Origin of the sequence: Demequina maris, assembly GCF_000971155.1 — a bacterium.
GTDB classification, from domain to species: Bacteria; Actinomycetota; Actinomycetes; order Actinomycetales; family Demequinaceae; genus Demequina; species Demequina maris.
This window is the reverse complement of record NZ_BBLX01000001.1, coordinates 290,980-305,286: the sequence shown is the minus strand read 5'-3', so window position 1 is coordinate 305,286 and position 14,307 is coordinate 290,980. Positions and strand designations below refer to the sequence as shown.

10 protein-coding genes are annotated in these 14,307 nt (G+C 72.6%); 5 read left to right on the top strand and 5 right to left on the bottom strand.

What is annotated here, in order from left to right; all coding sequences use genetic code 11:
* Positions 1-5: 5 nt before the first annotated feature.
* Positions 6-2,423, bottom strand: coding sequence for a PAS domain S-box protein (locus AOM02_RS01440; RefSeq protein ID WP_082104809.1), 2,418 nt, complete (start codon positions 2,421-2,423; stop codon positions 6-8).
* Positions 2,424-2,563: 140 nt separating this feature from the next.
* Between AOM02_RS01440 and AOM02_RS01435 the strand changes: the two genes are divergently transcribed.
* Positions 2,564-3,070 carry a hypothetical protein gene (locus tag AOM02_RS01435; RefSeq protein ID WP_062295881.1) on the top strand — a complete coding sequence of 169 codons (507 nt, stop codon included), beginning with the start codon at positions 2,564-2,566 and terminating at the stop codon, positions 3,068-3,070.
* Positions 3,071-3,172: 102 nt separating this feature from the next.
* Positions 3,173-4,018 carry an alpha/beta hydrolase family protein gene (locus AOM02_RS01430; RefSeq protein WP_156156026.1) on the top strand — a complete coding sequence of 282 codons (846 nt, stop codon included), beginning with the start codon at positions 3,173-3,175 and terminating at the stop codon, positions 4,016-4,018.
* A 12-nt stretch (positions 4,019-4,030) separates the two neighbouring features.
* Here AOM02_RS01430 and AOM02_RS01425 read toward each other — a convergent pair whose 3' ends face one another.
* Together AOM02_RS01425 and AOM02_RS01420 are read right to left on the bottom strand one after the other, a co-directional pair.
* Positions 4,031-5,389 carry an acyltransferase family protein gene (locus tag AOM02_RS01425; RefSeq protein WP_082104808.1) on the bottom strand — a complete coding sequence of 453 codons (1,359 nt, stop codon included), beginning with the start codon at positions 5,387-5,389 and terminating at the stop codon, positions 4,031-4,033.
* Between the two features lie 51 nt (positions 5,390-5,440).
* Positions 5,441-7,267 carry a DEAD/DEAH box helicase gene (locus tag AOM02_RS01420; RefSeq protein ID WP_062295872.1) on the bottom strand — a complete coding sequence of 609 codons (1,827 nt, stop codon included), beginning with the start codon at positions 7,265-7,267 and terminating at the stop codon, positions 5,441-5,443.
* 112 nt (positions 7,268-7,379) lie between these two features.
* Between AOM02_RS01420 and AOM02_RS01415 the strand changes: the two genes are divergently transcribed.
* Complete coding sequence (locus tag AOM02_RS01415; protein ID WP_062295867.1) at positions 7,380-7,814, top strand: SRPBCC family protein; 435 nt, start codon at positions 7,380-7,382, stop codon at positions 7,812-7,814.
* Positions 7,815-7,823: 9 nt separating this feature from the next.
* On the opposite strand, the gene AOM02_RS01410 is transcribed toward AOM02_RS01415, so the two are convergent.
* Both AOM02_RS01410 and AOM02_RS01405 read right to left on the bottom strand, forming a co-directional pair.
* Complete coding sequence (locus AOM02_RS01410; RefSeq protein WP_082104807.1) at positions 7,824-9,761, bottom strand: glycoside hydrolase family 15 protein; 1,938 nt, start codon at positions 9,759-9,761, stop codon at positions 7,824-7,826.
* Between the two features lie 78 nt (positions 9,762-9,839).
* Complete coding sequence (locus AOM02_RS01405) at positions 9,840-11,411, bottom strand: SDR family oxidoreductase (protein ID WP_062295864.1); 1,572 nt, start codon at positions 11,409-11,411, stop codon at positions 9,840-9,842.
* 204 nt (positions 11,412-11,615) lie between these two features.
* Here AOM02_RS01405 and AOM02_RS01400 point away from each other — a divergent pair, with 204 nt between their 5' ends.
* On the top strand, positions 11,616-12,473 hold the full coding sequence (locus tag AOM02_RS01400) for a CE1 family esterase (protein ID WP_062295861.1): 858 nt from the start codon (positions 11,616-11,618) through the stop codon (positions 12,471-12,473).
* Positions 12,474-12,536: 63 nt separating this feature from the next.
* The gene (locus tag AOM02_RS01395; RefSeq protein ID WP_062295859.1) at positions 12,537-14,210 is read left to right on the top strand and encodes an alpha/beta-hydrolase family protein; all 1,674 of its coding nucleotides are present in this window, start codon (positions 12,537-12,539) and stop codon (positions 14,208-14,210) included.
* The last annotated feature ends 97 nt before the right edge of the window (positions 14,211-14,307 follow it).

Below are 14,307 nucleotides of genomic sequence, written 5' to 3'. Positions count from 1 at the left end.
AACCCCTAGAGCTCCGGCGGCGTGTAGTCGACCGGGAGCCTGACCTCGAAGCAGGTCTGGCCTGGCCGCGAGGTGACATCGATCTCGCCGTGATGCTTCTGCACGACGATCGACCTCGAGATGTTGAGACCGAGGCCGGTTCCCTCACCGGGGCCCTTCGTGGTGAAGAACGGGTCGAAGATCTGCGACCTGACCTCGCGGGGGATCACGGGGCCGTCGTTCTCGATCTGCACCACCACCCACGGGTCGCGGTGGAACGCCCGCACGACGATCCGTCCCTCGCCGTTCATGGCGTCGACGGCGTTGTCGACGATGTTGGTCCACACCTGGTTGAGCTCGCTCGCGAACGCCTGGATCCGGGGAAGGGCCTCCTCGTACTCCCGCACGACGGTCACGCCCTTCTTGAGCTTGTTGTGCAGGATGATCAGGGTGTTGTCGAGCCCCTCGCGAACGTCCGTCTCCCGCACCGGTGCCTGGTCCATGTAGGTGTAGGTCTTCAGCGCCTTCACCAGCTCGACGATCCGGCTCGTGCCGACGGCGATCTCGGAGAAGAGGGAATGGACCGTGTAGGTGAAGCCGACCCACTCGACCACCGTCGGCATCGCCGCATCGTCGAAGGTGGAGCGGAGTCGTTCCAGGTCCTCGGTGGTGAACCCGAGGCTGACGAGCGATGCGGCCACGTCGCCGGCGACCTCGCCGTCGAGCTCCTCGAGCCACTCCTCGAGCTGCTCCTCGCGATCGCTGCGCGTGACGGCGTTGAGCTCCGCCGGACGCAGCGCCCGGTCGACGATGAGGGTGTCGAGCCGATCGATCTCCGCGTGCTGGGGCGGGGTCAGACCGACGGCGCACAGCCGCCGGTGGATCCGGTCGAGCCGCGTGAAGGCCGCACGGAGCTGAGCCGCTCCGCGCTGCGCGGACGCCGCTGGATTGTTGATCTCATGCGCCATCCCGGCGCTGAGCTTGCCCAGCGAGGCCATCTTCTCCTGGATCACCAGCTGGTCCTGCATCTCGTTCAACCGGGCCAGGGTCTCCACCAGCGCATCGTTCTTGCGCCCGAGCTCCTCGGTGCGCTCGCGCAGCTCGGCCTCGCTGGTACGCAGCGCGTCCTCGGCGCGCTTGCGTTCGCGGATGTCGCGGATGATGCCTGTGTAGTAGCGCGTGTCCCGCACCGTCCAGGTCGACAGCGACAGCTCGATCGGCAGCTCCTCGCCGGACCGGTGGATCGCGGCGAGCTCGACGGTCTTGCCGATCACGTGCGCCTCGCCGGTCGCGGTGAAGCGTGCCATGCCCGCGCGATGCGCCTCGTGGAACCGTGGCGGGATGATCATCTCGAGCCGGTGCCCGACCACCTCGTCCTCCGTGTAGCCGAGGATCCTGGTGGCGGCCTTGTTCCAGCTGATGATCTCGCCCGAGTGGTCCGCCGAGATGATCGCGTCGATCGCCGACTCGGTCACGGACCGGAACTTCTCCTCGGCCTGCTTGCGCTCGCTGATGTCGCGGATGATGCCGGTGTAGTAGCGCGAGTCGTCGAGGAACCAGGTCGCGAGCGACAGCTCCACGGGGAACTCGGTGCCGTTCGCGCGCAGCCCGGAGAGCTCGACCGTCTTGCCGATCACATGGGTCTCGCCGCCGCCCGAGACGCGGTCCACGCCGGTACGGTGCTGCTGCCGGTAGGTCGGCGGGATGATGAGCTCGAGCGGGCGTCCGATCACCTCGTCCTCGGTGTAGCCGAACAGCGCCGCCGCGGCCGTGTTCCACGACCGGATCCGTCCGCGGGCGTCCGCCGAGATGATCGCGTCGATGGCGGACTCCATCACGGACCTGAACTTCGCCTCCGACTCGCGCAGCGCCATGCGCACCTTCGACACGGTGACCTGGCGCTCCACCCGCGCGAGCACCTCGCGGGGGTCGAAGGGTCGGCTGATCAGGTCGTCGCCCGCCTCGAGTCCGAGCGCGCGCGAGGTCGGGTCGTCCGCGTTGGCGATGAGGATGACGGGGGTGTCCTGCGTGCGGGGGTTCGCCTTGAGGTCACGGATGAACGTGGACGGGTGGACGCCCGAGATGCTCGGATCGACCATGACGAGGTCGGGGGAGACGCGCATGACGGCGTCGATCGCGAAGGCGCTGCCGGCCGCGGTGGTGACCGCGTAGCCGCCGGCCTCGACGACCTCCTGCAGCTCCGCGGCGCAGGCGGGGTCGTCTCCGATGATGAGGATCAGGCCGGTGTCAGGAATGGCGGCGCTCCTCGCTGGAACGGCGCGGCGTCGCGCGGATTTCTCCTCAACGTACGTGCGCCCTGGCAGACCGTCAAAAGATGCGCGCCGACGGGGCTTTCGTCCTTGGCCGGGCGTGTCCGACCCGGCGGCGACGCAGGAGGTGCCCGTGGTGAACCGTCCCGATCCAGATCTCGAGGCCGGCGCCATCGTCGCGCCGGCGGAGCCGGACTCGATCGCGGTCCAGACGGCACGCCGGTGCGGCCGCCCGCGCGAGCGGGCTCCCGGGGCGATATGCTCCCGCTACCAGCGACGTCGTCATCGAGGACCGCGCGCGGGACGGGGGCATCATGGTGGGATCTGAGCGGCGCGCGGCGCGGACGATCGTGGTCGTCGGAGCGGTTGTCCTGGCGGGGTGCTCGAGCGCCGCGAGCGACGCGAACGCCTTCGAGCTCACCGACCCGACGGTGGCGATCGTCGCCACCGACGAGGGCCCGGCGCTCCGCATCGGCGGCACGGTCGTCAACGTCACGGATGTCGTGCTGGATGACGTGGCCGTGGCCGTCGTCCTCGACGATGCGCTCGACGCGTACATGCCGGCAGGTGCGGCGACGCTTCCGGTCGACGGCGTCGACCGCATCTATCCCGCCGACACGCCTCGCGACGAGGTGCCGTCCGAGGGCGCGGTCGGGATCGAGTTCGAGGACACGCGGCACCTCGACGGCGCCGGCGACTACCTGGCGGAGGTGGCCGACCTCGCAGACGAGGTCGTCGTCAACGTGACGTGGGACGGCGGAGAGCAGACCATCACCGCCGCCGCCGAGGTCCTCGACCAGGACGGGCTCCTCGACCGCTGACGGCCCCCGAGGGGTGCCGCCGAGGCCGCGCGAGGCGGGGTTCGCGGTGCCAGGATGGAAGGAGGGGGACCCGCCGCCGGCAGGGGGTGGCCGATGCGTGGCATGACAGCGGTAGCGATCGCCGCAGGCCTCCTGTGCGCGGCGGGCTGCTCGGCTCAGGAAGGCCCGTCCGCGTGCCCCACCGAGGGCTGCGAGCTCGCCGAGCCGCGCACGCTGGGCTACACCGAGCCGGCATCGGTGCTGCGGGAGATGACCATCATTGGTCCGGCGGACGACGGGAGCTGGCCCGTGGTCATCCTCGCGCACGGCTCGGTGCAGCACCGCTCGGCCGTGAGCGACTGGGCCACCGGGATCGCCGCGGGCGGCGCGCTCACCTACAACGTGGAGTGGCCGTCCGGCGTCGGGCCCGCGGAGGAGGCCGTGGACAGCCTCGCCTGCGCGATCAGCGTCGCGGTGGACGATGCGGCCGCGCACGGCGGCGACACCGCCAGGGTCGTGTACGTCGGGCATTCGCTCGGCGCCGGGATCGGCGCAGCGGCCGCGCTCGGCGGCGCCGCTCATCTCGACGGCTGCGCGGTCGGGGCGGAGGCCGACCGGCTTCCCGACGCCTTCGTCGGCTACGAGGGGCCCTACGACGTCGCGACCGTCGACTACACGAACGACCGCGCGCCGCTCGACCCTCCGGGCGACGAGGCCGCGGATCCGTACGCGCAGATCGGCGGGAACCCCGATCTGGTGCTGCGCCTGCTCCATGGTGACGCCGAGGACTTCTCCTGGTTCGACATCCCGTTGAGCGCCTCCGAGGACTTCGCCGATGCGCTCCGCGCGGCGGGCTACGACGCCGAGGTCGTGCTCGTCGAGGGCGGCGAGCACATCGAGATCTGGGAGGACACGCCTCCGCAGGTGGCGGTCGTCGCCCAGGTGCGCGAGCTGCTCGACGAGCTGTGAGGGTCGAGAGCGCTACCGCCGCCGCGCCGGTGCCGCCACCGCGAGCCGCGACAGCGCGATCGCCGCGGCGGTCAGCCCCGCCGCGGCCCACACGTTCATCGGCAGCACGGCCACGTGGCCCACGTATCCGGTCGTGACGCCGCGGAATCCGACCACCGCGAAACCGAGCATGCCCACGATCGCGCACGCGACCGAGAGGCCGGCGACGCACGCGCGCCACGCCGACGGCCCCGCCAGGTCCGTGCGCCCCGGCGGCCGGTCGAAGCGCCGCCACGCGAGCACCAGGACGGCGACGAGGGCGAGGAACGCGGGAAGCATGGCGAGCTTGGCCCACCAGAACGGTGCGGCGGTCGGGTCGCCCGCGAGGTCCACGCCCACGCCCCAGAGGCCCGCGTGCACCGCGACGAGCGCGGTGAAATGCCACAGGAACGCCGTCATCGCCACCGCGCCGCCGGCGACCACTAACGTCCAGACGCGGCGCCGTTCGAGCAGGCGCCGGGCCGGCTCGCGCAGCAGCAGCGCGAGCCCCGCCTGGGCGCACGCGAACGCCAGCAGGGCGACCGTCGGCGGCGCGAGGTTCGACAGGGGCTCGCCGTCGTACGAGACCATCGACCAGCCGTACGGTCCCCACGCCACCAGGGCGGCCAGCGACGCCGTGCCCAGCCCGAGCATCGTCCCCCCGAGCCTTCGCGGACCGACCCGCTCCGCGACGCCGTCGGCGTAGAAGAAACCGAGCTGGTGGATCGCGAGCCAGACGAACGCGAAGTTGAGCCACTTCACCCCGTCGAGCCCGGCCGCCAGCCGCAACGCGTCCACGGCCACAGCGGCCCCCACGAGGACGGCGAGGGTCCACCCGCCCCAGCGGTCGTGCGCCGCGAGCAGGGCGGGCGCGAAGGCCGCCGCGATGAGGTAGATCCCGATGAACCACAGCAGCTGGCCGGAGATCTGAAGCAGCGGCGCCGTCGCGGGGGAGTCGGGCCAGAGCAGCTCGACGGCGGCGCCGAGGACGAGCCAGACCCCCACGAACACGGCCGTGGGCAGGAGAAGTCGACCGATGCGCGCGTGCACGAAGTCGGCGTAGCCCCCGCCCCGCGCGCGCAGCGATCGCCAGGACGTCGCGTGCGCGAAGCCGCCGACCACGAAGAACAGCGGCATCACCTGGAACGCGAGGGTGAGCGGGCGCGTCCACGCCGCGGTCTCGAGGACGTTCGCGACCTCGACGGTCCCGGTCGCGTGGTCGAGCACCACGGCCGCCATCGCGAAGTGGCCCAGCACCACGCCGAGCAGCGATCCCACGCGGACCAGGTCGACGTAGCGGTCACGCGTCGCGGGCGTCGCCGCCACGGCGGCCTCCACCGTCATGTCCCCCATGGGGCGATGCTAGCGAGCGCCCGCCGGCGCGGGGTGGAGCGACCCTGCGGGCTAGTACCGCCGCGGCTTGCGCGGCCCGCGGTCGTCCCGCCGGCCGCGGTCACGGTCGCCGTAGCCGCCGCCGTCGCGCCTGCCGCGAGACCCGCCGCTCCGCGACGGCCCCCCGCCGTCGGGCCGGATGTCGATCAGGCGACCCGAGATGCGGGTCCCGCTCAGCCGGTCCAGCGCCGAGGGCGGCAGCGTCGAGGGGAGCTCGACGAGCGAGAACTCGGGCAGGATCGTGATCTTGCCGAAGTCGCCGCGCGACAGGCCGCCCTCGTTCGCGAGCGCGCCCACGATCTGGCGGGGCTCGACCTTGTGACGCTTGCCCACCTCGATGCGGTAGGCGGTGAAGCCCTCGCCCGGGGCGCGCGACGCGCGGCTGCCGCGGTCCTCGCGCCCGCCGCCCCGCGCATCGTCCCGTCGGTCGCCGCGCTCGTCGCGCGACCGGCGGTCGGGGGCGAAGGACTGCCGCTTGGGCTCGTCCGCCGGGTCGAGCAGCAGCGGAGTCTCGCCCTGCGCGACCACCGCGAGCGCAGCGGCGACGTCCGCCTCGGGCACGTCGTGGTGCTCGACATAGTGGGCGATGATGTCGCGGAAGCGGCTGATGCGGTCGCTCTGCTCGAGCGCCGACGTGATCGAGTCGTCGAAGCGCGCGAGCCGGGTCGCGTTGACCTCATCGGCGGACGGCCAGTGCATCTCGGTGAGGGGCTGGCGGGTCGCCTTCTCGATCGCCGTGAGGAGGCGACGCTCGCGCGGCGTGATGAAGCTGATCGCGTCGCCCGTGCGGCCCGCGCGGCCCGTGCGGCCCACGCGGTGGACGTACGACTCGGTGTCGATGGGGATGTCGAAGTTGACGACGTGGCTGATGCGGTCGACGTCGAGGCCGCGCGCGGCGACGTCGGTCGCGACCAGGATGTCGAGCTTGCCGTCCTTGAGCTGCTTGATGGTGCGCTCGCGCTGCGCCTGCGCGACGTCGCCGCTGATCGCCGCCGCCGCGAGGCCGCGGGCGCGCAGGCGCTCGGCGACCGTCTCGGTGTCGTTCTTGGTGCGCGTGAACACGATCATCGCCTCGAAGTTCTCGACCTCGAGGAGACGCGTGAGCGCGTCCATCTTCTGCTGGTACGACACGATGAGGTAGCGCTGGGTGATCGTGGACGAGGTGGTCGTCTTGCGCTTGACCGTGATCTCGGCCGGATCGTGGAGGTAGCGCTGGGACAGGCGGCGGATCTGGGCCGGCATCGTGGCCGAGAACAGCGCGACCTGCTTGTCGTCGGGCGTGGAGGCGAGGATCGTCTCGACGTCCTCGGCGAAGCCCATCTTGAGCATCTCGTCGGCCTCGTCGAGCACCAGGTACTTGAGCTCGGACAGGTCGAGCGTGCCCTTGTCGAGGTGGTCCATGATGCGCCCGGGGGTGCCGACCACCACGTGGACGCCTCGCCGCAGCGCCGACAGCTGGACGCCGTAGCCCTGGCCGCCGTACACGGGCAGCACGTGGACGCCCTTGAGGTCGGCGGCATAGCGCTCGAACGCCTCGCAGACCTGGAGCGCGAGCTCGCGCGTCGGGGCGAGCACGAGCGCCTGCGGCGCCTTCTGGCCCTTGTCGAGGCGCGCGAGGATTGGGAGCGCGAAGGCCGCGGTCTTGCCCGTGCCGGTCTGCGCGAGCCCGACCACGTCGCGGCCCTCGAGCAGGAGGGGGATCGTCTCCGCCTGGATGGCGGACGGCGTCTCGTAGCCGACGGACTTGAGGGACTTAAGGATCGGCCCGTCGAGGCCCAGATCGGCGAAGGTCTGGGTGGGTCCGTCGGTGGCCTCGGCGGAGGCGTCATCGGAGGTCATGACACCACCGTAGGCGTTCAGGAGGCATGAGGGACGATGCGCGGGCCGCGCACCCTCGTCAGCGGGCGTGCAAGTTCTCGACGGATGGCGGGCGCGGCGCGACAATCGAGACGTGACCCGGAGCGCGTCGATCGACATCGCGGCCCCGCCCGCCCGCGTGTGGGAGGTGCTGAGCGACGTCGCTCGATGGCCAGAGTGGACCCCGACGGTCACCTCGGTGCGGCGCGCGGACGAGGGCGCCTTCGCGGTGGGAAGCCGCGCGACCGTCGTGCAGCCGAGGCTCGCCGATGCGGAGTACGTCGTCACCGACCTCATCGCGGGATCCGGGTTCACCTGGGTGGCGACGCGTCCTGGACTGGTGACGACCGCCACGCACCAGGTCGAGCCGCTGCCCGGCGGCGGCGCCCGCGTCCGCCTCGCCGTGGCGCAGTCCGGCGCCCTCGGCGCGATCATGGGAAGGCTCTACCGCGGGCTGACCGACCGCTACCTGGCGAACGAGGCCAACGGGCTCAAGGCGCGCTGCGAGACCGGCGCATCGGCGACTTGAGGGCGCCCGCTACGCGCCGTCGTCCGTCCCCGGCACCCGCCAGGAACCGTCACCGCGTCCCGGCTCGTCGAGCCGCCGCATCGCCTCGCGTACGGTCGGTCCCACGAGGTCCTGCTCCTGGTCGAGCTGGCGGTCCAGCACGATCGCGGCGTTGATGAGCGCGAGGTGGCTGAAGGCCTGCGGGAAGTTCCCGAGCTGTTCGCCCGTCAGGCCGATCTCCTCGGCGTAGAGGCCCAGGTGGTTGGCGTATGTGTGCATCTTGCCGAACGTCAGCTCCGCCTCCTCGAGGAAGCCCGACCGGGCGAGCGCGTCGACGTAGAAGAACGAGCACAGCGTGAACGTGCCCTCCGAGCCGGCCAGGCCGTCCGGGGAGGCCGCCGGGTTGTAGCGGTACACGAGGCTGTCCGAGACGAGCTCGTCCTTCATCGCGCGGAGCGTGGAGAGCCACATGGGGTCGAGCGGCGCGACGAAGCCCAGGATCGGCATGAGCAGCAGGGACGCGTCGAGCACGTCGGTGCGGTCGTGCTGGACGAAGGCACCGCGGCCGCCGTCCCAGCCGCGCTCCATCACCTGCCGGTAGATGGCGTCCCGGGCCTGGGTCCACGCGTCGAGCGGCGCGGGCCGGCCGTGCAGGCGGGCGAGCCGGATGCCGCGGTCGAGGGCGATCCAGCACATCACCCGGCCGTAGGTGAAGTTCTGCGGGCCGCCCCGCGTCTCCCAGATGCCTTCCTCCGGCTGGTCCCACTGCTCGCTCACCCAGTCGAGCAGGGCGGTGAGCTGGCTCCAGCCCGCGTGGGAGAGCTCGAGCCCGGCCTCGGCGGCCACGAACAGCGCGGCGAGCGCCTCCCCGTAGATGTCGAGCTGGACCTGGTCGGAGGCGCCGTTGCCGATGCGGACCGGGCGCGATCCCTTGTATCCGTCGAGGTGGTCGAGGCTCTCCTCGACGAGGTCGCACGTGCCGTCGACGCGGTACATGATCTTGAGCGGCCCGGACCGCTCGCCGACGCTCTCGTGCACGCGGTCCATGAGCCACACCCCGAAGGCGGCGGCCTCCTCCGTGTAGCCGAGGCCCAGCAGCGCGTGCACCGACAGCGACGCGTCGCGGACCCACGTGTAGCGGTAGTCCCAGTTGCGCTCACCCCCGACCTGCTCGGGCAGGCCGGCGGTCGGGGCCGCGACGAGCGCGCCGGTGGGCGCGTACGTCATGAGCTTCAGCGTCATGGCGGAGCGGGCGACCGTCTCGCGCCAGCGACCGCGATAGGTGGAGCGTCCGTTCCACTCGCGCCAGAAGCGGCTCGTCTCCCGCAGCAGCGCCTCGACCTCGTCCGGCGCGACCCGGGCGGGCGCGGCCCCGCCGGTCTCGAGCACCGCGCCGGTGACGTCGCCCTCGTGCAGGGTCCCGGTGAGGCGCAGGCCGTCGCCCTCCGCCACCATGCCGCCGGCGCGCTGGTCGCCGTGCATGACGACGTCGCCGATGCGGTGCACCGTGAGGGACTGGTCGCCGGCGGTGAAGACGGCGCCGTCCTCGCTCAGGTTGTCGAGGGTGTGCCCCACACGTCCGTAGTCGAAGCGCGGCTGGATCTCGCCGGTGAACTCCATGGTGCCGCGCACCACCCGGACGAGGCGCACGATGCGGTGCCGCGCGGTCGGCTCGGTACCGACCACGGGCATGAAGTCGACGACCTCGCCCACCCCGTCGTCGGTGAGGAACCGGGTGACCAGGATCGCGGTGTCCGGCAGGTAGAGCTGGCGCGTCACGTAGTCGTCGACCGTCGGGCGGATCCGGCAGTGCCCGCCCCGCTCCGCGTCCAACAGGGAGGCGAAGATGCTCGGCGAGTCGAAGCGGGGGGCGCAGAACCAGTCCAGCGTGCCGTCGGTCGCGATGAGCGCCGCCGTCTGGAGATCGCCGATCAGGCCGTGGTCCTCGATGCTCGGATAGTCCGTCACGTATCCCTCCCGGCCGTCATCCTCATCGTGGCACACGGGAGCGGGCGGCACCCGGGCGCCCGTGACCCGTCGGGTGCCTCACGCGTCGGCGGCCGGTGCCTGCTCGGCCTCCGCGACGATGCGGTTGACCATGCCGCTGAAGACGAGGCCGTGGAAGGGCAGCATCGAGAGCCAGTAGAGCCGCCCGGTGAGCCCGCGGGGGAAGAACACGGCGCGCTGCCAGTACTCCGAGCCGTCCGCGCTCGGATCGACACCGAGCTCGAGCCAGGCCTTGCCCGGCACCCGCATCTCGGCACGCAGCCGCAGCAGCCGTCCGGGCTCGACCCGCTCGACCCGCCACACGTCGATCGCGTCGCCCTCGGTCACCTGAGCGAGTGTCCGCCGCCCCCGCTGCGCGCCCACGCCGCCCGTCACGCGGTCGAGCAGGCCTCGCGTCGCCCACAGCACGGAGGCCGAGTACCACCCGGTCGCGCCGCCGATCTGCGCGATCACGCGCCACACGGCGTCGGGGTCCGCCGTCGTGCGTCGTCGGCGTGCGTCCTGGAAGACGGTCCGCCCCGCCCATTCCGGGTCGCTCGGCATCGGGTCGCTCGGCGCGCCCGTGACCCGGGCGTCGACCCAGCTCGTCTCCACCTGGTCGATCTCGATACGGCCCAGCGCGAGCCGCACCGCGTCGCGGTAGCCCGTCAGCCCCTCCGGCGGCGGCGGGATCAACGCGTCGATCGCATCGTCCTTCACCACGCACGAGTGCAGGAGCGACTCGACCAGCGGGCGCGCGATCTGCCGCGGCACCGGGGTGACGAGCCCCACCCAGTGCGACGCGAGGCTGGGGGTGAGGACCGGGAGCGCCGTGATGCCGCGCCGGGGCAGCCCCGCCACCTCGGCGTAGCCGTTCATCATCTCGGAGTACCGCATCACGTCCGGCCCGCCGATGTCGTACTCGCGGTTGAGATCGCCCTCGGCCCGCGCGGCCGCCAGCAGGTAGTACACGACGTCTCGCACCGCGATCGGCTGGATGAGGTTGCGCACCCAGCGCGGCGCGGGCATGTACGGCAGCACCTCCGTGAGGTGCCGGATCATCTCGAACGACGCGGACCCCGAGCCGATCACCACGCCCGCCTGGAGGACCAGCGTCGGCGTGGCCGAGGCGATCAGGATGTCGCCGACCTCCTGGCGCGACGCCAGGTGCGCCGACAGCTCGACGCCCTCGGGATGGAGACCGCTGAGGTAGACGATGCGCCCGACCCGGTGCGCCGCCGCCGCCTTCGCGACGGTGAGGGCGATGGCCCGATCGAGCCGGCCGTAGTCGCGGCCGCTGTGCATCGAGTGCACGAGGTAGTAGACGAGGTCGACGCCGTCCATCGCGCGGTCCATCGCGCCGACGTCCGCCGCGTCGCCCTCCACCACGTCGACGTCGTCCGCCCACGGCAGGGCGGCCACGCGCGCGCCGGACCGCGTGAGCGTCCGCACGCGATAACCGCCGGCGAGCAGGCGCGGCACGAGCCGGCCCCCGATGTAGCCGGTCGCGCCGAGCACCAGCACGAGCGGGGTGCGGCCGTCCTCGCCGGGCACGGCGCGCAGCGCGTCCTCGGTCCCGAGCGGGCTGCTGAGCAGGGGCGTGACGTCCGACGCGTCGGGTACCTCGCTCATGACCGCCCTCCCGTCCCCGCGGCCGGCGCCCGTGCCGGCCCGTCGTGTTCAGGGCAACCGGGACGATGCGCCGCGGTATTCCCGGGCGCCCCGTCCCGGCGCGTGGCTCGGTCCTACGATCGAGAGGTGGGGTCGTCGCGCGGACAGCACGCGCGGTCGCGCCGGGGCCGACCGCGACGGTGGTGGGCGCTCGCGGCCGCTGCGATGCTCCTCGCTTCCGCCTGCGGCGGTGGTGACGGCGTCGACGAGGCGCCCTCGCCCGCGGAGGCGGGCCCGCTCGCCGACCGCCCGTACGAGGTCCACGTACCGCCGTCCTACGACGGCTCGGAGGCGGCCCCGCTCCTGGTCCTGCTGCACGGCTACGGGATGACGGGGGAGGAGCTGGCCTACATCTACGACGTGTCCGCCCTGGCCGACGAGCGGGGCGTGCTCTACGTCGCGCCCGACGGCACGGTCGACGCCGACGGCGAACGCTTCTGGAACGCCACCGACGCCTGCTGCAACGCCGGCGGGATCGACGTCGACGACTCGGGCTACCTCGCCGCGGTGATCGCCCAGGTCGCGTCCGACTACCGGGTCGACGAGGACCGGGTGGTGGCGCTCGGGGTGTCCAACGGCGCCTTCATGGCCTACCGGCTCGCGTGCGACCACGCCGACACGGTCGCGGCGATCGTGAGCATCGCGGGCGCCACCTACCTGGATCCGCAGGACTGCGCACCCTCGGAGCCGGTGAGCCTGGTCGAGGTGCACGGCACCGCGGACGAGATCATCGCGTTCGACGGCGGCGCGAACATCGACGCGGCCTACCCGTCGGCCCCCGAGTCGGTGGCCGCCTGGGCGGCCTACGACGGGTGCGAGGGCAGCCTCGCGCCGACGGGTGAGAGCCGCGATGCGGACTCGTCGGTGCCCGGCGACGAGACGGAGGTGTCGGCCGTCTCGGGCTGCCCGACCGGCATCGGGCTCGAGCTCTGGACCGTCGAGGGCGGCGACCACACGATGGACTTCCAGCCCGACGTCGTCCCGGACCTCATCGACTTCCTGCTCGCGCACCCGCGGTCGTAGGCGCGGCGCCGTCCGGGCTCCCGCTCGCCCGCCGCTACTGTGGGCGCAACGAGGGAGGACGCTGTGATCCGTGTGGTGCGCATCGGCTCACGGCTGGACGTCGCGGGAGCGACGGTCGGCCTGGTCGCCATGGCGGTGTCGCTGACGCCGTCGCTGCTGCCGCGGCCCGCGTGGGGCCAGGGCCTCGTGTCGGGGCTCGCGTTCGCGGTCGGCTACGGCGTGGGCGTGCTGCTGTGGAGGGGCATCGCCCGGCTGTCACCGGGACGTCTGCCCGATGCGGCGGAGGCGCGCGCGTGGATCGTGGCCCTCATCGGCCTGGCCGGCGCCGCGGTGATCATGCCGTTCGCGCTCGGCTGGCAGAACTCGGTGCGCGAGGCCGTGGGGATGCCCGACACGAACGGATTCGACTGGCTGGTCGCCGCGCTCGGGTTCGCCGCGGGCTCGTGGCTCGCGTTCGCCATCGGTCGTGGCGTCGCCGCCGGCTACCGCCGCCTGTGGGCGCTCATCTCGCCCCGCATGCCCGGGCGTGAGACCCGCCCGCGGCTCGCCGCGGTCGCCTCCGGCGCCACCACGGTGGTGGCGATGCTGGTCGTGGCGTCGCTCGGGCTGTCGGCGCTGTCGCTGCTGCTGACGCTCGCCTCCCAGCACGCGAACCGGCAGTACGACCCGGAGTACGCCCAGCCGACCAGCCCGCTCCGCTCGGGCAGCCCCGACAGCCTCGTCGCGTGGGAGGAGCTCGGGCAGGCCGGTGTGAAGGTCGTGGCCGGAGGACCGACCGCCGCCGAGATAGAGCTCGTCACCGGCGTCCCCGCCGAGGAGCCGGTCCGCGTGTACGTCGGCGTCGACGTGCCCGGCACGTTCGAGGAGCGGGCCCAGCTCGCGGTCGACGAGCTCGAGCGCACCGGGGCCGCGGACCGCTCGGTGCTGATGATCGCCGGGACCACGGGCTCCGGGTGGCTGGACCCGGCCGCGATCGACGGCTTCGAGTACCTGCACGCCGGCGATACCGCCCTCGTCGCGCTGCAGTACGGCGCCACCGGCAGCCCGGTGTCCGCGTTGCTCACGCCCGACCTGTCGCAGGACGGCACGTCCGCGCTCGTCCACGCCGTCACAGAGTGGTGGGCCACGCTCCCCGAGGACGATCGGCCGCAGCTGGTCGTGTATGGGCTCAGCCTCGGAAGCTTCGGGATCCAGGCCGCTTACGACGACGCGGCGGACCTGCTCGCCTCCACCGAGGGTGCGGTGCTGGCCGGCACGCCGTCGTTCACGCCGATCTGGAGCCAGGAGCAGGACGCCCGCGACGAGGGCAGCCCGTACACCCTGCCGGTGCTCGACGACGGCGAGCACGTGCGGTGGGCCGATGCTTGGGGCGGGCTCGAGACGCTCGGGGGAGCGTGGGACTCCACGCGGCTCGCGTACCTGCAGCACGGCAACGACCCCATCGTGTGGATCGGCCCGCGCGTGATCTGGGCCGAGCCGGAATGGCTCAAGCCGGGCCAGCGCTCGGAGTCCGTGAGCGACGACATGGTGTGGATCCCGGTGGTCACGGCGTTCCAGGGCGTCGTCGACCTCATCCTGTCGACGGCGGTGCCTGAGGATGCGGGACACAAGTACGGCAACCTCGCCGTCGACGGCCTCCACCAGGTCACCGGCGACGCCGGGCTCGACGCCGACGCGATCGACCGCATCCGGTTCGTCATCGAGCAGTACGACACGTTCTCGCCCGTCGCGAACTGACGCGCTCGCGCGCCCGTACGAGGACTCTTGACCCTCGCGGGACCGCGCGCCGGGGGTAGATTCGAAGAAGATGGGCGACCGGGACGCCCGCGTCGCC